This window comes from Tianweitania sediminis (assembly GCF_017813335.1).
GTDB classification, from domain to species: domain Bacteria; phylum Pseudomonadota; class Alphaproteobacteria; order Rhizobiales; family Rhizobiaceae; genus Tianweitania; species Tianweitania sediminis.
The window spans coordinates 661988-681886 of sequence record NZ_JAGIYY010000001.1 but is presented as its reverse complement, the minus strand read 5'-3'; the positions used below and the strand labels follow the sequence as shown (position 1 = coordinate 681886).

Annotated in this window: 24 protein-coding genes; 9 read left to right on the top strand and 15 right to left on the bottom strand. The window is 62.3% G+C overall.

What is annotated here, in order from left to right:
- Positions 1-2 precede the first annotated feature (2 nt).
- Complete coding sequence (locus tag J5Y06_RS03225; protein ID WP_209333657.1) at positions 3-896, bottom strand: LysR family transcriptional regulator; 894 nt, start codon at positions 894-896, stop codon at positions 3-5.
- A gap of 102 nt (positions 897-998) precedes the next feature.
- Between J5Y06_RS03225 and J5Y06_RS03220 the strand changes: the two genes are divergently transcribed.
- On the top strand, positions 999-1814 hold the full coding sequence (locus tag J5Y06_RS03220; RefSeq protein ID WP_209333656.1) for an SDR family NAD(P)-dependent oxidoreductase: 816 nt from the start codon (positions 999-1001) through the stop codon (positions 1812-1814).
- A 247-nt stretch (positions 1815-2061) separates the two neighbouring features.
- Entirely contained in the window at positions 2062-3006 is a 945-nt protein-coding gene (locus tag J5Y06_RS03215) for a DUF389 domain-containing protein (protein ID WP_209333655.1), read from the top strand.
- Positions 3007-3058: 52 nt separating this feature from the next.
- Here J5Y06_RS03215 and J5Y06_RS03210 read toward each other — a convergent pair whose 3' ends face one another.
- Together J5Y06_RS03210 and J5Y06_RS03205 are read right to left on the bottom strand one after the other, a co-directional pair.
- Positions 3059-4702 (bottom strand): acyl-CoA synthetase, encoded by a 1644-nt coding sequence (locus tag J5Y06_RS03210; protein WP_209334345.1) that lies wholly within the window; start codon positions 4700-4702, stop codon positions 3059-3061.
- Between the two features lie 46 nt (positions 4703-4748).
- Positions 4749-5159 (bottom strand): rhodanese-like domain-containing protein, encoded by a 411-nt coding sequence (locus tag J5Y06_RS03205; protein WP_209334344.1) that lies wholly within the window; start codon positions 5157-5159, stop codon positions 4749-4751.
- A 231-nt stretch (positions 5160-5390) separates the two neighbouring features.
- Here J5Y06_RS03205 and J5Y06_RS03200 point away from each other — a divergent pair, with 231 nt between their 5' ends.
- Both J5Y06_RS03200 and J5Y06_RS03195 read left to right on the top strand, forming a co-directional pair.
- Positions 5391-6551, top strand: coding sequence for an iron-containing alcohol dehydrogenase (locus J5Y06_RS03200; protein WP_209333654.1), 1161 nt, complete (start codon positions 5391-5393; stop codon positions 6549-6551).
- A 217-nt stretch (positions 6552-6768) separates the two neighbouring features.
- Positions 6769-7935 (top strand): YihY/virulence factor BrkB family protein, encoded by a 1167-nt coding sequence (locus J5Y06_RS03195; protein WP_209333653.1) that lies wholly within the window; start codon positions 6769-6771, stop codon positions 7933-7935.
- A 137-nt stretch (positions 7936-8072) separates the two neighbouring features.
- Here the strand turns inward: J5Y06_RS03195 and J5Y06_RS03190 are convergent, their stop codons facing one another.
- Positions 8073-8240, bottom strand: a complete 168-nt coding sequence (locus J5Y06_RS03190) for a hypothetical protein (RefSeq protein ID WP_209333652.1) — start codon at positions 8238-8240, stop codon at positions 8073-8075.
- 194 nt (positions 8241-8434) lie between these two features.
- On the opposite strand from J5Y06_RS03190, the gene J5Y06_RS03185 reads away from it, so the two are divergent.
- Positions 8435-9520 (top strand): sensor histidine kinase, encoded by a 1086-nt coding sequence (locus tag J5Y06_RS03185; RefSeq protein WP_209333651.1) that lies wholly within the window; start codon positions 8435-8437, stop codon positions 9518-9520.
- Positions 9521-9651: 131 nt separating this feature from the next.
- Here the strand turns inward: J5Y06_RS03185 and J5Y06_RS03180 are convergent, their stop codons facing one another.
- Positions 9652-9840 carry a hypothetical protein gene (locus J5Y06_RS03180; RefSeq protein ID WP_209333650.1) on the bottom strand — a complete coding sequence of 63 codons (189 nt, stop codon included), beginning with the start codon at positions 9838-9840 and terminating at the stop codon, positions 9652-9654.
- Between the two features lie 56 nt (positions 9841-9896).
- On the opposite strand from J5Y06_RS03180, the gene J5Y06_RS23235 reads away from it, so the two are divergent.
- Positions 9897-10031 (top strand): hypothetical protein, encoded by a 135-nt coding sequence (locus J5Y06_RS23235; protein ID WP_280818991.1) that lies wholly within the window; start codon positions 9897-9899, stop codon positions 10029-10031.
- A 20-nt stretch (positions 10032-10051) separates the two neighbouring features.
- Here J5Y06_RS23235 and J5Y06_RS03175 read toward each other — a convergent pair whose 3' ends face one another.
- Positions 10052-11602 (bottom strand): HAL/PAL/TAL family ammonia-lyase, encoded by a 1551-nt coding sequence (locus J5Y06_RS03175; protein ID WP_209333649.1) that lies wholly within the window; start codon positions 11600-11602, stop codon positions 10052-10054.
- Between the two features lie 196 nt (positions 11603-11798).
- Positions 11799-11948, bottom strand: coding sequence for a hypothetical protein (locus J5Y06_RS03170; RefSeq protein WP_209333648.1), 150 nt, complete (start codon positions 11946-11948; stop codon positions 11799-11801).
- A gap of 146 nt (positions 11949-12094) precedes the next feature.
- Here J5Y06_RS03170 and J5Y06_RS03165 point away from each other — a divergent pair, with 146 nt between their 5' ends.
- Genes J5Y06_RS03165 through J5Y06_RS03155 form a run of 3 tightly spaced genes read left to right on the top strand, consistent with a single transcriptional unit; the run spans position 12095 to position 12752 of the window.
- Positions 12095-12280 (top strand): hypothetical protein, encoded by a 186-nt coding sequence (locus J5Y06_RS03165; RefSeq protein WP_209333647.1) that lies wholly within the window; start codon positions 12095-12097, stop codon positions 12278-12280.
- A gap of 11 nt (positions 12281-12291) precedes the next feature.
- Positions 12292-12501 carry a hypothetical protein gene (locus tag J5Y06_RS03160; RefSeq protein WP_209333646.1) on the top strand — a complete coding sequence of 70 codons (210 nt, stop codon included), beginning with the start codon at positions 12292-12294 and terminating at the stop codon, positions 12499-12501.
- A gap of 23 nt (positions 12502-12524) precedes the next feature.
- Complete coding sequence (locus tag J5Y06_RS03155) at positions 12525-12752, top strand: hypothetical protein (RefSeq protein WP_209333645.1); 228 nt, start codon at positions 12525-12527, stop codon at positions 12750-12752.
- A 73-nt stretch (positions 12753-12825) separates the two neighbouring features.
- Here the strand turns inward: J5Y06_RS03155 and J5Y06_RS03150 are convergent, their stop codons facing one another.
- The 8 genes from J5Y06_RS03150 to J5Y06_RS03115 form a co-directional block, all read right to left on the bottom strand.
- Complete coding sequence (locus tag J5Y06_RS03150; protein WP_209333644.1) at positions 12826-13527, bottom strand: glycosyltransferase; 702 nt, start codon at positions 13525-13527, stop codon at positions 12826-12828.
- A 132-nt stretch (positions 13528-13659) separates the two neighbouring features.
- Complete coding sequence (locus J5Y06_RS03145) at positions 13660-14355, bottom strand: glycosyltransferase family 29 protein (protein WP_385930947.1); 696 nt, start codon at positions 14353-14355, stop codon at positions 13660-13662.
- On the bottom strand, positions 14288-14686 hold the full coding sequence (locus J5Y06_RS03140) for a F0F1 ATP synthase subunit epsilon (protein ID WP_209333642.1): 399 nt from the start codon (positions 14684-14686) through the stop codon (positions 14288-14290). The genes J5Y06_RS03145 and J5Y06_RS03140 overlap by 68 nt, the downstream gene beginning before the upstream one ends.
- Before the next feature lie 58 nt (positions 14687-14744).
- Entirely contained in the window at positions 14745-16184 is a 1440-nt protein-coding gene (gene atpD, locus J5Y06_RS03135) for a F0F1 ATP synthase subunit beta (protein ID WP_209333641.1), read from the bottom strand.
- A 56-nt stretch (positions 16185-16240) separates the two neighbouring features.
- The gene (locus J5Y06_RS03130; protein WP_209333640.1) at positions 16241-17125 is read right to left on the bottom strand and encodes a F0F1 ATP synthase subunit gamma; all 885 of its coding nucleotides are present in this window, start codon (positions 17123-17125) and stop codon (positions 16241-16243) included.
- A 27-nt stretch (positions 17126-17152) separates the two neighbouring features.
- Positions 17153-18682 carry a F0F1 ATP synthase subunit alpha gene (atpA, locus tag J5Y06_RS03125; protein WP_209333639.1) on the bottom strand — a complete coding sequence of 510 codons (1530 nt, stop codon included), beginning with the start codon at positions 18680-18682 and terminating at the stop codon, positions 17153-17155.
- A complete protein-coding gene (locus J5Y06_RS03120; protein ID WP_209333638.1) occupies positions 18682-19242 on the bottom strand; it encodes a F0F1 ATP synthase subunit delta in 561 nt (186 codons plus the stop codon). Before J5Y06_RS03120 ends, atpA begins: the two co-directional genes overlap by 1 nt.
- A 242-nt stretch (positions 19243-19484) precedes the next feature.
- Positions 19485-19880 (bottom strand): AGROH133_08824 family phage infection protein, encoded by a 396-nt coding sequence (locus J5Y06_RS03115; protein WP_209333637.1) that lies wholly within the window; start codon positions 19878-19880, stop codon positions 19485-19487.
- Positions 19881-19899 lie beyond the last annotated feature (19 nt).

Below are 19899 nucleotides of genomic sequence, written 5' to 3'. Positions count from 1 at the left end.
CCTCACATGACCCTGCTTGCGCGAAGGGCCTCCTTGAACAGTTCAAAGGCCGTCGTGCCCTGCCGATCAGGGTAATACAGGTGGTAGCCCGCGAACGGCTCGCACCACGGCTCGAGCAGACGCGTGAGACGGCCATCGGCAATTGGGCCCGCCACCAGATCCTCTAGGATGTAAAGAATGCCGAACCCATCGACGGCGGTGGCCACAAGCAGGTCACCGTCATTGAAGACCGGCCCGCGGCCTGGCGTGACCGTCACTGCACGACCCGCGCGTTCAAACGACCACGGAGACAGGTCGCCCTGCGCGTCGCGGTGGGCGATACAGCGGTGTGCCGTGAGGTCGGCGGGCTCACTCGGTGGCGGGTGGTTGCTCAGATAGCTGGGGGCGGCGACAACGGCGACGCGAAGCGGAGGCCCAACGGCCAGCGCGATCATGTCCTTCTCCAATCGCTCGCCGAGCCGGATGCCCGCATCAAAGCGGCTTGCCACGACGTCCGTCATCCCACCCTCCACGGTCACCTCCACCTCGACGCCGGGATTGCGGCGCATGAAGGAAGGAAGCATCGGCCAAAGCACTGTGTCTGCGGCGTGTTTGCCCGTGGTGATCCGGACGGTGCCGATGGCTGCACCGCGGGATTGGGATAAAGCCTGGATCTCTTCGTCCAACCCGGCGAGTGCCGGCGCAAGGGTGGCGAGCAGACGCTCGCCCGCCGCGGTCGGGGCGACGCTGCGTGTTGTGCGGGAAAGCAGGCGAAAACCGAGTTGGCTCTCCAGCCGCTTCATGGTCTGGCTCAACGCCGACTGCGTCACGCCGAGGCGCTTTGCGGCCCGCGTGAAGCTGCGGTCGGAAGCGATCGCAGCAAAAACGGCTAGGTCGCCGAGCTGATCCGGCCGCATCGATGATCCCGGCTACTAAGGCCCGTTACTAATTAGCCTGTTATCACCATTAATTAGCATGACTACCTAGCTCCCGACAATTGGAAGAAAAAGGAGCAGGCGATGAGTAAGGTTTGGTTGGTGACGGGCGCGAGCCGGGGGCTTGGATGCGAGATCGCGCGCGCAGCGCTGGATGCGGGCGAAACGGTTGTCGCAACAGCGCGGCGCACCGAGGCCCTGCGCGATGCTCTGGGAAGCGAGCACGATCGTCTGCATGCGCTCGCTCTCGATATCACAGACGCGAAAGCCGCGAGCTTGATCGCCGCTGAAAGCGTCGGCAGGTTTGGAGCAATTGACGTGCTGGTCAACAATGCCGGCTATGCGGAACTCGGGTTCTTCGAGACCATTACGGATGCTGCGGTACGGCGTCAGTTCGAGGTCAACCTGTTCGGCACGATGAACGTCGCGCGCGCGGTTGCCCCCTCTATGCGTGAGCGTCGCTCAGGCCTCATCGTCACCATCTCGTCGGTCAGCGGGTTGGTCTCCAACGCCGGTGGGGCGGTCTACTCGGCCTCGAAGTTCGCGGTGGAAGGGTGGATGGAGGGCTTTGCACAGGAATTGGCGCCGTTCGGCGTCCGCTCGCTTCTCGTCGAGCCAGGAATGCTGCGGACCGACTTCATGGACCAGAAGTCGGCAAGCTTCGGCAGCATCGACATTCCAGACTATGCCGAGGCGATTGCGAGGTATCGCGCCTTCGTTGAAGAAGCCAACGGCAATCAACCCGGCGATCCGAAGCTGCTCGCCGCGCGGATCGTGGCGCTGGCGTCGCATGACGAAGTGCCGTCGCGGCTCGTGTTTGGCGACGACGCCCGGCAGTGGGCAGGCGCAAAGGTCGACCAACTACGGCAGGAGATAGCCCGGTCCGTCGATCGCGGCTGACGCGACAGACTGAGGTGCCGGCAAGGAATACGGGCAAGGACTAATTCAAGCGCGCCTGCACCGGAGCGCTCTCAGCGCCTTATCCGGCGAACACGCCTGCATCGGCGCAGCCACTTCGGGAACTAAGCAGCCGAAGAAAGGTTCGGCTGCCAGGCGGCAAGGCGGTAGGCCGTTCTCACGTGCGCGCAAGCTACCGCTCCTGCAGTTTTGCCAAGCCTGACACCCCTGCAACAAACACGAAAGACAAATGCCGAGGCAGATCGAATTTTCAGGTTCTCCCGAAGAGTGCAGCCTTCTGCTGGACATGCTGCACGACCATCCAGGCGTTGCGCGCATTACCCTTCAGCCCGGCGCGTCCAGAGTACCGGAAGGAGATGTCCTGATGGTGGAGGCCGCAAACCAAGCAAGCGGCAAGATCCTCAACCTGATGCGCGAACACGGCCTGCTCCGCACCGGCGCTGTCAGCATCAGTGAGCCCAACGCGACGATCCGCGCCGACGCATCCGGACCGCTCGACGAAGAGGGCAATGACGCCATCTGGGAAGAAACAGGCGCAATGATGCGCCAGGACACCAATCCCTCGTTCAACTTCCTGGCCTTGATGGCCCTTGCGGGGGGCGTGGCGGCGTTTGGCCTCGTTTCCGATACGATCCACGTCGTGGTCGGAGCGATGTTGATCGCGCCCGGCTTCGAGCCGCTTCTGCGCGTTGTTTTCGGAGCGCTGGTGGATCGGCACAGCATGATGGCCGGTCTGAGATCCAACGCCTACGGCTATCTTGCGCTCGCCCTTTCTGCTGCGATCATGACCCCGCTGGCCTTGTTCCTCAACAACAAGGCCGTCGATCAGCTCGCCGCCGGTTATTGGGTGAACTACTGGTCCAGCGTGCAGGCGAGCGGCGTGGCAACCTCGCTGCTTGCCGGGATTGCGGGCGGCGTCATCGTTTCGTCGCGCATGAAGGTGCTCGGCACTGGGGTGATGGTCGCCCTGGCGCTGATCCCGAGCATGGCGTTGATCGGAATAGGCCTTGCCTCGGGTCTTCCCGATGTTGCGCTCGGCGCCTCCAAGCGCTGGCTGGTGGAGGTGATCTGCGTCCTTTTTGGTGGCGGATCGATCCTCGCCCTGAAGCGAACCTTCGTTCAAGGCAGTGCCCAGCGGCAGCCCAATGAGACGGCAGCAACGGGAGGACGCTGAAGCCCAGCTTCGCCAACGTTGACCGTCATTCCAGCGCCGACGCCGTTGCCGCTCAGTTGCCCTTGTCCAACATCTTGCGCAAGGAGAACTTCTGGATCTTGCCGGTGGAGGTTTTTGGGATCTCGGCAAAGATCACCCGCGCCGGGCACTTATAGCCCGCGAGGTTGGCCTTGCAGAAGGCCAGCATCTCGGCTTCCGTTGCGGTCCGGCCAGGCTTGAGCTCGATAAAGGCTGCCGGCCGCTCGCCCCACTTTTCGTCCGGCATCGCCACCACGCCGCAAAAGGCGATATCGGGGTGGCGATAAAGCGCGTCTTCCACCTCGATGGAGGAAATGTTCTCGCCGCCGGAAATGATGATGTCCTTCGAGCGGTCCTTCAGCTGAATATAGCCGTCGGGATGCAGCACGCCGAGATCGCCGGAATGGAAGTATCCGCCCGCAAAGGCTTCCTGCGTGGCCTTCTCGTTCTTGAGATAGCCCTTCATGACGATATTGCCGCGAAACATCACCTCGCCCAGCGTTTCGCCATCGGCCGGCACCGGCTGCATGGTTTGCGGGTCGAGGACGGCGAGTTCCGACAGCGCCAGGAAGTTGACGCCCTGACGCGCTTTCTTCACCGCCTGTTCGGCCGCCGGCAGCACATCCCAGTGGTCGTGCCACTCGTTCACCACGGCCGGGCCATAGGTTTCGGTGAGGCCATAAACATGGGTAACGTTGAAGCCTGCTTCCGCCATCGCCTGCAGAACGGCTTCCGGTGGCGGGGCTGCGGCGGTGTTGAAGGTTACGCTTTGCTCAAACGGCCGCTTGTCCGCGTCGGCTGCATTGATCAGCGTCGACATCACGATCGGCGCGCCGCACAGATGCGTGACGCCATGGTCGGCCAGCGCATCATACATCGCCCTGGCGCGCACCCAGCGCAAACACACATGAGTGCCGGCCTGGATCGCCAGCGTCCAGGGGAAGCACCAGCCGTTGCAATGAAACATCGGCAGCGTCCAGAGATAGGTCGGATGCCGGTTCATGCCGGAATGGATGATGTTGCTGTAAGCGGCCAGGGCGGCGCCGCGATGATGCACCACCACGCCCTTGGGGTTGCCGGTGGTTCCCGACGTATAGTTCAGCGCGATCGCATCCCATTCGTCATCGGGCATGGATACGGCGAAGTCCGGATCGCCGCTTTCAAGAAACGCGTGGTAATCAAGCGTGCCGATGCGCTCTCCCTTCGGAACGGGCGCGTCGGCGGGATAATCGGGATCGTCAAAGTCGATCACGACAGGCTTGACGCTGGCCTGTTCCAGCGCCTGTTTCATCACCGCCGAATATTCGCGATCAACGATCACAATGCGCGACTCCGCATGGTCAAGCTGAAAGGCGATGGTGGCGGCATCCGAACGGGTGTTGAGCGAATGGAGAACGGCTCCGCGGGCAAACGGCACCCCGAAATGCGCTTCAAGCATGGGCGGCGTGTTTGAGAGCATCACGGTGACCGTGTCGCCCTTGCCGATCCCCTGCCCAACCAGGGCGGAGGCGAGCCGCCGGGTGTTGCGGTAGAAGTCACGGTAGCTAAGCCGTGCTTGACCATGCACCACGGCGATGTGGTCGGGATAGGTGCGCGCCGCACGCTCCAGAAAGGTCAGCGGCGTCAACGGCTGATGATTGGCTTCGCGGCGCTCGAGCCCCTGCTCATATTTGTTCACGGTCACTCCCCCTGCTCCTCCCTTTCGTCTGATCGGGCAGTCCGCCTCAGCCCTGATTGTCCACGGCCTGGGCGTCCCTGCGCTTCTTTTCCGCCACGGGATGGCCACCCTCTTTCCATTCGGCGAAGCCGCCGCGCATGCTGCGCGCCTTCAAGCCCATGTCCTGCGCCACCTGTGCCGCCAGAAGCGAGCGCCACCCGGCTGCGCAGAAGAAGACAAAGGTCTTGTCCTCGGCAAACACCGGCTTGTGATAAGGGCTTTCCGGGTCGATCCAGAACTCCAGCATGCCACGCGGCGCATGCAGCGCGCCCTCGATCGTGCCCTCGCGTTCCAGCTCGCGCGGATCGCGGATATCCACCAGCACGACATCTTCGCCTTTGGCGGCCATTTCAGCCACGGACACGGATTGTACGACGCTTTCGGCTTCGGCCAGCATCTCCTTGTACCCCTTGGCCACCATCAGCACTCCCATCTGGTGAAATCGGCGTTGACCCGCATGCTCGCGATAACGGGCAAAGGGTTCAACTGCCGAAGAAAGCAGAGATCGCAACAAAATCACAGGCATCCTCTTTCGCGAAACCGTCTTCACGGAGAACGGCAAGATCTTCGTTCGCGGCATCGTCGACACGCCTTGACCGCGGCGGCGCGAAGCGCCACCACCTGAAGACGGAGAAGCGGAGGAGCGATCATGACACCATTCACCTTCAACACCACGCCCACGCTCGTCTTCGAGCCGGGTGCGGCGCGGCGCCTGGCTGCAATCGCGGGCAAGCGGCTGGGTGGTTCGGTGCTGTTCGTGACCGATCCCGGCCTGCGCCGGCTGGGCCTGTGCGACGGGGCGGTGGCCTCTCTGCAAGAAGCCGGGCTGACCGTTTCGGTTTTCGACGCGGTGGAAGCCGACCCGTCGCGCGCCACGCTGATGAAGGCGGTGGAAGCCGGCAAAGCGGCGGCCGCGACAGGGGTCGTCGGCTTCGGCGGCGGGTCGTCGCTCGACGTGGCCAAGCTGGCCGCGCTGCTGATCGGTTCGGGCGAGGATCTGGACGACGCCTGGGGTGTCGCCCAGGCCAGGGGTCCACGGCTGCCGCTCGTGCTGGTTCCCACCACCGCCGGCACAGGTTCGGAGGTGACGCCCGTTTCCATCATCACAGTGGGCGAAGAAGAAAAGCGCGGCGTGTCTTCCCCCATCATCTTGCCCGACATTGCCCTGCTCGACCCGGAACTGACGGTGGGCCTGCCAGCCTCGATCACTGCAGCAACGGGGATCGATGCCATGGTTCACGCCATCGAGGCCTATGCCTCCAAGAACGCCAACAACAACCCCTTGTCGAAGATGCTCGCCCGTCAGGCGCTACAGCTGCTCGGTGCCAACATCGAGGCGGTGGTTCACGACGGCTCCAAGCTCGAAGCGCGTGGAGCGATGCTGTTCGGCTCCATGCTTGCCGGCCAGGCCTTCGCCAACTCGCCGGTGGCTGCGGTGCATGCCTTGGCCTATCCGATCGGCGGCACGTTCCATATCCCGCATGGCCTGTCCAATGCGCTGGTTCTGCCGCATGTGCTGCGCTTCAACGCGCCGGAAGCCGCGCACCTTTATGCCGAGATCGCGGCCGACGCTTTTCCGCACCTCGCGATGGAAGAAGGCAGCCAAGCGCGCTGTGCGGCGTTTATCGAGGAACTGACTGCCCTTTCGGCGCGTGTTGGGCTGCAGCCCAGGTTGCGCGACGTCGGCATCGGCGAGGATGCGTTGAAGAAGATGGCGAGCGACGCGATGAAGCAGCAGCGCCTGCTCGTCAACAATCCCCGCTCGGTGTCCGAAGCCGACGCGCTCGCGATTTACCGCGCCGCCTGGTAAAACAAATAGCCTCGCGCCGCGTCCGGCTAAGGACGACCAGAGAACCGGGCTGCGTCGGATCTTTTTGTACCAGGTCCGTCGCTTCCTAGCGTTCTGCGGCGGCCTTCACGAGCCTTCCTCTGTCACAAACCGATAGAATCTTCACTGTTGACTAGAACAAAGCCGCTGCTTCGGTCGTTCACAAGGATCAGCCCATCCGGAGAACCCGTCCACCGCCATGGCCTCAAGCAACCAAACCAACACTGCAGATCGCGGTCGCCACGCCACATCGCCCGCTGAAGTTCCCGCCGCCGGTTGGAAGGACATCCTTTGGCGCACTTACAACGAGTTCAGCAATGACCGCGTGACCCTGATCGCAGCAGCGGTGACATATTACCTTTTGCTGTCGATGTTCCCGACCTTGGCTGCCTTTGTGTCGGTCTACGGCCTGTTTGCCGATCCTGCGACCGTCAGCGACCATCTGAACATGCTGTCTGCGATCGTTCCCGAAGGCGGAATGTCCATCATTCAGGAGCAAGTGACCAGCCTTGCATCGGGTGGGGGCACCAAGCTCGGCTTCGCGCTTCTGGTTTCGCTCGCGATCGCGCTTTGGAGCGCAAGCTCGGGCGTGAAAACCATGTTTGAGGCCATGAATGTCGCTTACGACGAAACGGAGAAGCGCGGCTACATCAAGCTGAGCCTGGTGGCGCTTGCCTTCATTGCTGCCGGCCTCGTGGGCGGCATCCTCCTGATTGGCGCAGCGGTGGTGGTTCCAATCCTCTTGAGCGTGATCGGCCTTGGAAGTGGCATGGAATGGCTGGTGCAGATCGGCTCCTATGTGGTTCTGGCCCTCATCCTGATGACGGCGATCGCCGCGCTTTATCGGTGGGGGCCAAGCCGCCAGAATGCGAAGTGGGTGTGGATCACGCCCGGTGCGGTTCTGTCCGTCGTGGTCATCATCATCATTTCCATCCTGTTTTCCTGGTACGCGGCTAATTTCGCCAATTACGACGAAACATACGGCTCGCTCGGCGGCCTCATCGCGATGCTGACCTGGATGTGGATTTCTGTGACGGTTCTGATTGGCGGCGCCGAACTCAATGCCGAAGCCGAACGCCAAACGAAGGTTGATTCCACCACAGGTCAAGACGATCGCCTGGGGCAGCGGGACGCCACTGCAGCAGACACGGTCGGTTCCACCGCAAACAACGACAGCAACGGATCGCGCGGCGGCGCGCTGTCGGAACACGATCTCGCATCGAAAAGCCCTGAATGGCAGGCTGGCTACCATGCCGCAATGCGCCGGTCGCGCCCGAACCCACCTCGTTTCTCGCTGGGAACCTTGGCCCTGGCGCTGCCGGCGAGCCTGGCGCTCAGCGCGGTCAATCGGCGCAGAAAATCCTAAGGTAAGGGGAAACAAGTCAGCGGCTCGCTTCAGCTGAGCCAGTCCGGCTCAGGCTTGAAAAGGAAGAAGCCGGGACGCCACAGCGATGGCAGCCCCGGCTCCTTGCGCCAGTACCAGGATTTGAAGTCCGCGATGGGTCAGCTCGGATTGCCGCGCAAGCCACCGACCTTGTCGGAATGGGGCGGCGGCTGGTCATCATCCTGTTGAAAGTCTTGCTTCATGTCCTCATTGGCGCTGGTGACATCGCGGTGCCTGTCTTTCAGCTTGTCGTCGTTTGGCTTTGCGGCAGGATTCTCGGTGCTCATGATGGGTCTCCTTCGTGGAGCAAGGCAAACGCGGTCGTGCCTGTCATGGATGCACGCGCGGCCGCACTTATATTCCCATGGCAAGTGCCACGGCTGATCCAGCTGCTTCCGACGGCGGCAAAAAAGGCTTGCTTTCGCTGATGAGCGATTCAGAAGAAGATAATGGAAGCAAGATCATCCAGGAGAAGCGACGCATGACCGATCCGGTGGCCGTGCAAGCAGAACCGCTCCGTAGCGACAACCCGGTCCCGGAGCTTGTCGCGGGATTGGAGCAGCTCGCAGACCCGCTCGCGCATGCGCGGTTGGCGGCGATCGTCGACTCCTCCTTCGATGCCATCATCAGCAAAGACCTGAACAGCATCATCAAGACCTGGAATCCGGCGGCGGCGCGCTTGTTCGGCTATTCCGCCGAGGAAGCGGTCGGGCGCTCGATCACGATGCTGATCCCCGACCATCTCATCCAGGAAGAAGACGAGATCATCGGCCGCATCAAGCGCGGCGACCGCGTCGAAAGCTACGAAACGGTGCGTCGTCGCAAGGATGGCACACCCGTGTATATCTCCATCACCGTGTCCCCCATCAAGGATCGCCACGGTGTGATTGTGGGTGCCTCCAAGGTGGCGCGCGACATCACGGCGGCGCGGGAGAACGAGCGCCGCATCCGCCTTTTGCTGCGCGAGATCAACCACCGCGTGAAGAACCAGTTCGCGGTGATCAACTCCATCATCCGGGAAACCAGAAAGAGCACGACGGATCCTGCGGAATTCGAGGTCACCGTCCGCAATCGCATCCTTGCGCTTGCCCGCTCGCACGACCTCCTTGTTTCCACCGACTGGTCGGGGGCCAGCCTGTCGGAGCTCCTTTTGCACCAACTCGCGCCTTACGGTCTCGAGGAACGGATTTCGGTGGAAGGTCCACCGATTTTGCTGTCACCCATTGCGGTGCAGAACCTCGGTATGGCCTTCCACGAGCTGGGAACAAATTCGGCGAAATACGGCGCCTTGTCCCGCGACGGCGGCACAATCGCCGTGACCTGGAGCACGCAGGGAGGGAATACCGAGCCTTCTCAGTTCGACCTGCGCTGGACAGAGACGGTACCGGGGCTCACCGGCGAAACGCGCCAAGGCGAGCGCCGGGGCTTCGGGTCGGTTGTGCTTCTTCGGGTCGCACCGCAGTCTTTGGGTGGCACCGCCAGCCTGGACCGGTCGAGTGGGCAGATCGTTTGGCATCTGCACTGTCCGACCGCCAACATCCTGCCGAGCCACACGGAAGAACTCTGACGCGAACAAGCGTCGAGCGCCACCTTTTGATCACTGACCGCGCTGAGCCTCAGTCCCCCGTGGGCGCCGCAGGGACTGGTCGCATTTCAAGAGAGCGTCGGCGGTCTGGGTTGGCGTATCCTGCGGCACGATCAGAATGGACCAATCGCCCGGCTCGCCGGAAGCGGCGAAGCTCTGGTGAAGATCTCGCCTTCAGCGCACTCACCGGCTTCAGTGGCGGACTTGTTGCCGTGCGCCATGTCTTCGAGCAGGCACTCCCAGCTTGCGTCAAGGTTCTGCTGCGACTGGCGTTGTGCGCTGGCGTCGGCGCGCCGCTGCATTACCGGCGGCTGGAAACACGCCTTACCGCCGAACGGGTTCCCGCGCTCGATCCAGAGTGCTCAGTTGCGCATCCGATGCCATTGTTCTGATCAGCCGGGCGACTGATGTCGACGCGGACGATCACCCGATCCAGGTCATCCGCACCAAGGTTCTGGCTGACCGCATTGAGCTCGTTTTCAGCCGTTCCTGATCAGGCAACCGGAACTGCAATCAGGATTGCTGGAGCTCGGGCAGCGTTTGCGAAAACAGCCGCTCCAGCCCCTCGATGACGTCGGGGCGGAAAAGAACGTCGCGCAGCACGGCCGCGTCCGGCCCTGTTTCACGATCTTCCTCCAGAGGCGGAACAGCGGCGCGGATCACGCCCTGCATGAACTGCCCGGCGCCGCCCAACCGGTGCGGCGATCCGCTTGCTTGGCGCAGCGACACGGCTTGCGCGGCAAACATCGCTTCCATGGCAAGCATCCAGGCAACAAGGTCCGCCTGTTCCGCAAGCTTGCGGATGCAAAGCGCGGTCTGCGGTGCGAGGTCTTCCACCGTGTCGGAAACCGCAAGCCCATCGAGGCTGGCGGGCGTAGCCTTCAGGCGGACCTCCGCATGAAGGGCTGCCAGTGCCTTTTGCATCGGCACGAAGCCTGCCGAGGCCCCGCCGACCGGACTGAGGTAGTTGGGCAGGCCCGTCATGCGGCCGGTCATCAGCTTGATCGACCGGTAAGCGGACGCAGTGGCGAGATGGGTCATCGCGATCGCCAAGGCGTCGAAGGCAAGTGCAATGGCTGGCGTGTGGAAATTTGCAACCGAGTGCATCTCCCCTTCCGCGGGGAGAACAAGAGGGTTGTCGGAAACACCGTTGAGCTCGATTTCAACGGCGGCGCAGGCCGCGAGGTAGGAGTCGAGGACAACGCCCGTGACTTGCGGCAGCGTGCGGAAGCTGATGGCGTCCTGAACCTGACGCGGCGCATCATGCAGGCTGCTGCCGGCCAGGGCCTGCGAAAACGCCACAGCAGCAGCTTCCTGCCGGGCTGCGGGCCGCGCCTGCGCCAGCCTGGGGTCAAAGGCGCGTGGATTGGCCCCATAGCCTTCCAGCGCAAGGGACGCCGCGCCGAAATGGACAAGCAGAAGCGGGCGGATCTTTTCCAGCGCAAGCGTTGCGGTCGCCAGTGTGACCGACGACGCGCTTCCGATCGCCAATCCATCCTTGGCACCAAGCTGAACGGGAGCGAGTCCAGCCTTCGCCAGGGCTTCACGGGCAGGCCGGATTTTGCCTTCGAAATAAGCATCGCCCCGACCGATCGCGACAGCGGCCATGCTCATCAGGATGATCAGGTCGCTTGTTCCAAGCGAACCGCGCGATGGGATCACCGGGACAACGTCGCGCTCCAGCATGGAAACGAGGAGGTCGAACACCGCAGGCGTGATCCCTGCTCCTCCCTTGGCCAGGCTGACGATACGACAGAACAAGGCGGCCCGGCAGGCAGGCAGCGGCAAGGGTTCGCCGACGCCGGCCACTCGGGCCCGCACGGTCTGCTCCTGGAAGGCGGGGATCTCGTCTTGTTTTAACCGATGCCCGACATTGCCGCCAAGCCCCGTGTTCAAGCCGTAAACGGGCGTTTCGGCTGCCAGATGCTGCTCCACCACAGCGCGGGCACGAAAAAGAAGCGCCCGAACGTCCTCTGCCACCTCGAGTTTCGACGGGCCCAAAGACGCGCGAACAACATCACCTATGGAAAGCCGGCGCCCGTCCAGCCGAAAGGTCGACGTCATTCGCAGCGCAGCCGCGGGGAGGCGCGACCGTGCGGTCTGACGGCTTCCTTGTGGAAGCGGTTCAGAGAAAGGCTGTCGATCGACTGCATCAGGCAAAGAGGCTCCGGCAAAGCCCCACTATGCATGAAAGGCGCAATCGGTCGAGGCCAGGCAGCCTGTCGTCCCATCGGTTTAAGCGACCCGACGTGGGGCGGGATCAACCGCCTTTCGGTCGATCCTTGTTGTTGCTTCCGCCAGGCTTTTCGTCCGCCTCTTTCAACTGCCGCTCGATCACTTCCCGCGAACCTTCTGCGGGATCCTGATCAGGCTGGTCCTTTGCGGGGGCTGTGTCCGGGGTGGGGGTCATGACAGTGCTCCGTCAATTGATCTTCACGCTTCTGAACCAACGAAAACTGCCCGTTGTTCCAGCGCCCCACGCATGATGCTCGGCGGGAACTTTCGCCCGCTCACGCGGTTGGCTAAGCACCCTCAAGGGCAAAGGAGTGTCATCTCATGACTGGCAAACCACCACCTGTTCCGCCGCAGAACCAGAGCAAGAGCGGCCCCGGTGACGCTAAGAATGTTTCGGTCGACGACGCCATTCACGGCCAAACTTCAGCGGCAAATCCCGACAAGCAAGGCCAACAAGGCAACTCCAAGGTGAACACCACGCACCAGGGTTACCAGCAGGACCGATAGGAGGCGCAGCAATGTCGACATCCAGCAAAACGCCGGCGAGCATCCGCCAAGGTGGACCAGGCGCATCGCACGAAAATGCCAAGGATCCGCTTGATCCAAAGAAGCCTGGTGCCGACTCCGATCAGCGCAACCGGAGCAACGTTTCGGGCGGCGGCGGAGAGCCGGACAGCCACCACACGCATCATTCGGAAAAGAAGGGCGGCGGTTCTCACCCCGCCTGAGCAGAACCCGAAAGGAAACATCGATGGCTACAGGACACGGTAGCAAGAACACGTTTGGCGGCAAGGGAATGCAGGGCAAAGGCTCCGGCACCGGCGCCATGACCACCATGCCCGAAGGCATGGTTGGAGATAACATGATCCTCTCGAACCGCGACAAGGCGCAGCATTCCAGCGCCCGCGGTCTGGACAGCAAGCAGATCCAGACCGAGCAGCATCAGGATCACTCAGCCAACCACTATAACGAAGACTGACGCTCTTCCCGTCGGCTGAAGTCGAAAACAAAAGGCTCGCTGCCCACCAGCGGGCCCTTTCGGGTCATTCAAATCAGATCGGCTGCCAGCCGGGCTGAACCTTGTCGGCCTCGGCGCGCCAAAGATCGCCGTAGTCGACATTCTGCCAGTCCTTGAACCACGGTCCGCCGTTCGTGTAATGGACCGCGCCCGGCAAACCGGTCTCGGGCTTGTCGTTCCAGCCTTCCAGCCAGTTCCAGCGTGTCGGGATTTCCCCGATCTCCTCGTCCTTCGCCCACTGCATGCGATGGAGATAAGCGCCGCTTTCGCGGTTGATGAGTTCGGGCGTCAGCTGGCGCGTGGATGGATGCTCGCAGTTAAACAGCATGAAGCTCGACCAGTTCTTGCGGGGGTAATTAGTCTGAACCTTGCCGTCCATCTTCACCGTCGCCTTGGGCGTGTAGTCGTGCTTCACGCAGGCAACGGCCAATGACGGATCGCGGTATTGCAGGATCCCGGCAATGTCATCCAGGAACAGGAAATCGCAATCGCAAAACAGCGCCCAGCCCTTGTAGCCCGCCATGAAGGGCACGAAGAAGCGGGAATAGGTGAATTCCGTCGACGCGAGCGGGTCGATGTCACGGGTATAAGCGCCTTGGGCAACGAGTTCCTGCACCTTGATCGGAAACACGCGCACCGGGATGCTGGCGTGATCTTCAAGCGTCTTTTTCGCGACGTCGTAGGCGATGGGTTCGCGTGAATCCCAACCGATATAGATGTCGAGCGACTGTTCCATGGGCCATTCCTGCGGGTTTGATCCGGCAGCGGGGGGTGAAGAAAAGCGGCCGGGACGGTGATTGGCTGGCGCGGGCGAACCGGATGCGGCATCCGCGTGGGCTTGCCTGCCGGCATAGCACCGGCTCGGGCCTCAGTCGATGGTGAACAGAAGGCGGTTGGCGATCTTGTTTTCCACCCAGCTGCGCTCGTCAGCCCAGGCGTGCCGCTTCCAGCCTTCCCACGAAAAGCCGCACAGTTCCACCCTGTACTGGGGCGCTGGAAAATGCTGGAGGATGTGCCTCAGTCCGAGATAGCCGGTGCTCGGAAACACTTCCCGCATCTGCTCGCGCGTCAAGCCGAGCTCCGCGCAGGCCTCCTCATAAAAGGAAGGTGGCATGATGCGCACTTCCTTGCCCGCCTGACCCAGGCTTTCCAGTGCCTGCAGCGTCCAGTCCGACTTCCGCCCGCGAAGGCGCGACAAAAGCGTCGGCTGGATCAGCCAGGTGCGGATGGTGTGGGGGTGGTAGGGAAAAACGACTTCCTTGGCAGCCTGGACGATGGCCGACCGGAAGTATCCGGGATCGCGCAGCCGCCGTTGCATCGGCTTGCCGGAATTGTTGACCATCAGCATGTCCGTTTTCGTGCCGGACATGCCTTTCGAGGCCTTCGGTTCATTGAAGCGCAGAACAAAGTCGGCGCTGTCGACCTCGTCGGAGAGATCGCGCGGCAGCGGACCGTTGCCAACAACGAACACCCGACCGCTCACGGCGTCCGCGCCTTTACACTGTGTCTTCGAGCGCGGCGAGGTGATGGAGGAATTCCTCCGCGCGGGTTCTAGACTGATCATCTGGCGCGCTGCCGACATCCTCGCGTGCCGCCTGGATACGGGTCGCGATATCGCTCTTGTTGAAGCTGTCGACATGTACGGCAGACTCGGCCAGCAGCGTGCAGACATCCGGCAGGATATCGGCAAAACCGCCATAAACCACATAGCGGTCTTCCTTGCCGGACACCGTCTTCACACGCACAACGCCCGGCTTGATGGTGGTCATGACCGGTGAATGGTTGGCCATAACGGTCATCTCGCCCTCGGTGGCGGGGATTACGACCGACTCGACGCTTTCCGACACCAGCAGGCGTTCCGGCGAAACGAGCTCGAACTTGTAGGCTTCAGCCATGACGTCTCACAAAAAACGGAAACGACCGGCGAGGGTTCGCCGGTCACTTGGTCTCAGATCAAGCCGCTTCCGCAGCCAGGCGTTGCGCCTTTTCCACGGCCATGTCGATCGAGCCGACCATGTAGAAGGCCGCTTCCGGCAGGTGGTCGTATTCGCCGTTCACGAGACCCTTGAAGGAGCGGATGGTGTCTTCGAGCGGCACCAGCTGCCCCGGAGCGCCGGTGAACACTTCGGCGACGAAGAACGGCTGCGACAGGAAGCGCTCGATCTTGCGGGCGCGGGCAACCGTGACCTTGTCCTCTTCCGACAGCTCGTCCATGCCGAGAATGGCGATGATGTCCTGCAGCGACTTATAGCGCTGAAGGGTTTCCTGAACGCGACGGGCAACCGTGTAGTGCTCTTCGCCGACGATGATCGGATCAAGCATACGCGACGTCGAGTCGAGCGGATCCACGGCCGGGTAGATGCCCTTTTCCGAGATCGCGCGGTTCAGCGTCGTCGTGGCGTCCAAGTGCGCGAAGGACGTCGCCGGAGCCGGATCGGTCAAGTCGTCGGCGGGCACGTAGATGGCCTGCACGGACGTGATCGAGCCCTTGGTGGTGGTGGTGATGCGTTCCTGCATCTGGCCCATGTCGGTCGACAAAGTCGGCTGATAGCCCACGGCCGACGGAATACGGCCGAGCAGAGCCGACACTTCCGAACCGGCCTGCGTGAAGCGGAAAATGTTGTCCACGAAGAACAGCACGTCCTGACCCTGATCGCGGAAATGCTCAGCGATCGTCAAACCCGTCAGAGCGACGCGGGCACGCGCACCGGGCGGCTCGTTCATCTGGCCGAACACGAGGGCGCACTTGGAGCCTTCCGTGGAGCCGTTGTTTTCGTGCGGATCCTTATTGACGCCCGACTCGATCATCTCGTGGTAAAGATCGTTGCCTTCGCGGGTGCGCTCACCCACGCCGGCGAAAACGGAATAACCACCATGCGCCTTTGCGACGTTGTTGATCAGTTCCTGGATCAGCACGGTCTTGCCGACGCCGGCGCCGCCGAACAGGCCGATCTTGCCGCCGCGGGCATAAGGGGCCAGGAGATCGATCACCTTGATGCCGGTGACCAGGATCTGCGCTTCCGTCGACTGGTCGACGTAAGGCGGCGCTTCCTGGTGGATGGCGCGACGGCCTTCAGCGGGAACCGGACCGGCTTGGTCAACCGGCTCGCCGATGACGTTTAGGATGCGACCGAGCGTGGCTTCGCCAACCGGCACCATGATCGGCGTTCCCGTGTCGCGAACGGCCTGGCCGCGGACGAGACCTTCCGTGGAATCCATGGCAATGCAGCGCACGGCATTTTCGCCGAGATGCTGCGCCACTTCCAGAACAAGGCGATTGCCGCCATTGTCGGTTTCCAGCGCGTTCAAGATCGCCGGCAGTTCGCCGTCGAACGAAACGTCCACCACGGCGCCGATGACCTGCGAGATGCGGCCGTGCTTGCCTTCTGCCATCGTTTCAAACCCTTTTCTTGAGGCTCCGCACTGGCTTTCGCCTCGGAGCGATTGTCCTAGAGCGCTTCCGCGCCCGAAATAATTTCGATGAGTTCCTTGGTGATCTGCGCCTGACGCTGGCGATTGTAGGTGATCGTCAGACGGTTGATCATGTCGCCCGCGTTGCGGGTCGCGTTGTCCATGGCGCTCATCTTGGCGCCCATTTCGCCCGCGACATTCTCGAGAAGCGCGCGGAAAATCTGGATCGCGATGTTGCGCGGAATGAGATCGTTGAGGATCTCCGCCGGATCCGGCTCGTAGTCGTAGATCGCGCCGTTGCCTGCAGTGGCCGAAGCGTCTGCCACGGGTGCGCTGGCCGGGATCAGCTGCTGCGCTGTCGGCACCTGGCTGATCACCGACTTGAACTCGGAATAAAACAACGTGCAAACGTCGAACTGACCGGCATTGAACATCGCAATGACCCGGCGCGCGATCTGCTCAGCGTTGCCAAAGCCGATCTGCTTCACGTCGCGAAGCTCGAGCCGTTCCACGATCAGCGAGCCGAACTCGCGACGCAGGATATCGTTGCCCTTCTTGCCGACGGTAAAGATCTTCACCGTCTTGCCCTGGGCCAGAAGTTTGCGGGCGTGGTCACGCGCAAAGCGCGCGATCTGACTGTTGAAGGCGCCGGCCAGCCCGCGATCGGCCGTGCACACCACGAGGAGGTGCACGTCGTCGCGACCGGTGCCGGTCATCAGGGCCGGCGCATCCGCGCCATCCGACACCGCCTGGCTGATGTTGGCCAGAACGGCTGCCATGCGCTGCGAATAAGGCCGCGCGGCTTCCGCAGCTTCCTGCGCACGACGCAGCTTCGCCGCGGCGACCATCTGCATCGCCTTGGTGATCTTTTGCGTCGCCTTAACCGAAGCGATGCGGTTGCGGAGGTCCTTCAGGGAAGCCATGCGGCGGCTCTGTCCTTCGCTCGTCGATTACGCGTAGGTCTTGGCGTAGGCGTCGATCGCCGCCTTGAGCTTTTCGCGGGTTGAATCCGACAGCGCCTTTTCGGTGCGGATCGTGTCGAGCACGCCCTTGCCTTCCGTGCGCATGTAGGACAGCAGCCCCTGCTCGAACTTGCCGACCTGGTTCACTGGCAGCTTGTCGAGGTAGCCGTTCACGCCCGCGAAGATCACGGCGACCTGTTCTTCCGTCTTCAGCGGCGAGAACTGCGGCTGCTTCAGGAGTTCGGTCAGGCGTGCGCCGCGGTTCAGCAGGCGCTGGGTGGAGGCGTCGAGATCGGAGCCGAACTGCGCGAAGGCAGCCATTTCGCGATACTGGGCCAGCTCGCCCTTGATGGAGCCCGCAACCTGCTTCATCGCCTTGATCTGGGCCGACGAGCCGACGCGCGACACGGACAGACCCACGTTCACGGCAGGGCGGATGCCCTGGAAGAACAAGTTGGTTTCCAGGAAGATCTGGCCATCGGTGATCGAGATCACGTTGGTCGGGATATAGGCCGACACGTCGTTAGCCTGCGTTTCGATCACCGGCAGCGCAGTGAGCGAACCCTTGCCATTGTCGTCGTTCAGCTTCGCAGCGCGCTCAAGAAGACGCGAATGGAGGAAGAACACGTCGCCCGGATAAGCTTCACGGCCTGGCGGGCGGCGCAGCAGCAAGGACATCTGGCGATAAGCAACGGCCTGCTTGGACAGATCGTCATAAGCGATCACGGCATGCATGGCGTTGTCGCGGAAGTATTCGCCCATCGCGCAGCCGGCAAACGGTGCCAGGAACTGCATCGGAGCCGGATCAGATGCCGTTGCCGCAACGATGATCGAATATTCCAGCGCGCCGCGCTCTTCGAGCGTCTTCACGAACTGGGCCACCGTGGAGCGCTTCTGGCCCACAGCAACGTAAACGCAGTAAAGCTTCTGCGATTCGTCGTCGCCGTCGTTGAGCGGCTTCTGGTTCAGGAACGTGTCGAGGATGATGGCGGTCTTGCCGGTCTGGCGATCGCCGATCACCAGCTCGCGCTGGCCACGGCCAATCGGGATCAGCGCGTCGATGGCCTTGAGGCCGGTCGACATCGGCTCATGCACCGACTTGCGCGGGATGATGCCAGGCGCCTTGACGTCCACGCGGCGACGCTCGTCGGACACGATCGGGCCCTTGCCGTCGATCGGGTTGCCGAGCGCGTCAACAACGCGGCCGAGCAGACCACGGCCAACCGGCACGTCCACGATGGAACCGGTGCGCTTGACGGTGTCGCCTTCCTTGATGTCACGGTCGGCGCCGAAGATAACCACGCCGACATTGTCGCTTTCGAGGTTCAGCGCCATGCCGCGGATGCCGCCGGGGAACTCGACCATTTCGCCCGCCTGGACGTTGTCGAGACCGTAAACGCGAGCGATGCCGTCACCGACGGACAGAACCGAACCAACTTCCGAGACTTCGGCTTCACGGCCGAAATTCTTGATCTGGTCCTTCAGAATTGCGGAAATTTCCGCGGCGCGGATATCCATCAGCCGACCTCTTTCAGTGCGAGCTTAAGCGAAGCGAGTTTTGTTTTGAGCGACGTATCAATCTGGCGCGAGCCCATCTTGACCACAAGGCCGCCAAGCAGCGTCGGATCAACCGTTACGTTGATTGCAACATCCTTGTTGGCGATGCTTTTCAGGGTCGCCTTCAGTTCGGATTCCTGTTCCGCGGTAAGCGGATGCGCGGTTGTCACCTCGGCGGTGGTTTCACCACGATGTTCCGCAGCGATGCGGCGGAAAGCCTTGATCATGCCAGGCGCGGCAAACAAGCGGCGATTCTGCGCGACCACCTGGAGGAAGTTGGCCACCAGCCCGGTGATGCCGGCGCGGCTCAGCACGGCGCCGATCGCCTTTTCCTGCTCTTCTGCAGAAAACACTGGGCTTTTCACCAGGCGCGTCAGGTCGTCGCTTTCGGCAAGCAGAGCCTCGAAACGGCCAAGATCCGCTTCAACAGCAGGGATGCTGTTGGTGTCACGCGCGAGGTCGAACAGTGAGCCCGCGTAGCGGTCGGCAACACCAGCGATCAGCGAAGTGGATTGAGCCACGAGATGTCTTTTCTCTCTGCCAGAAGGGCCGAATGCTTAACCGGCCTCAGATTGTGGCGCGAGCTGGAAAACTCTGGCTAAATCTTTGACCTTGTGAAGAAAACCCAACCAGGAACTGCAGGCTTCCACCGCCCCCGGTCAAAAGTCGATTGCCGTCTAGCACAGGCAATTGGGTGCCGCAACACGCGGCGGGACGCGTTTGGGGTGAGTTTTGTCGCAGGCTGTTCAGAACATCCGCCGTATCAGGGTACGAGACCAAGCGCGTACACCAGCGCAAGGCAGGCCAGAAAAGTTTCCAGCGCCAGCCACAGCCAGTTAGCCAGCGTGCTCGCCTTGTCTGACAAGATCGCCACAAGCCGACCAAACGCGGCGAACGCCCAGGAAAAGCCTAGGGCGAGATAGATCCAAAACTGGCCGGTGAGCAGGCAGCACAAGCCAACGCCGAGGTAAAAGCCGGCCGCGCGTGAACGTCCTTCGGCAATGGCCGCAGGGTGCCCCGGGGCTGGCTGCAGGCGCAAAAGGCGAAAGCTGGCGTAGGGCGCAATCAAGAAGGCCAGGCCAAACAGGATCGTGATCGTCGCGGCAAGAAAGGCCAGCCATTCGCCATCGGTCACCGGCCAGGGAAATGCGATGTTCATGCGGGCTTCCAGAGGGTTG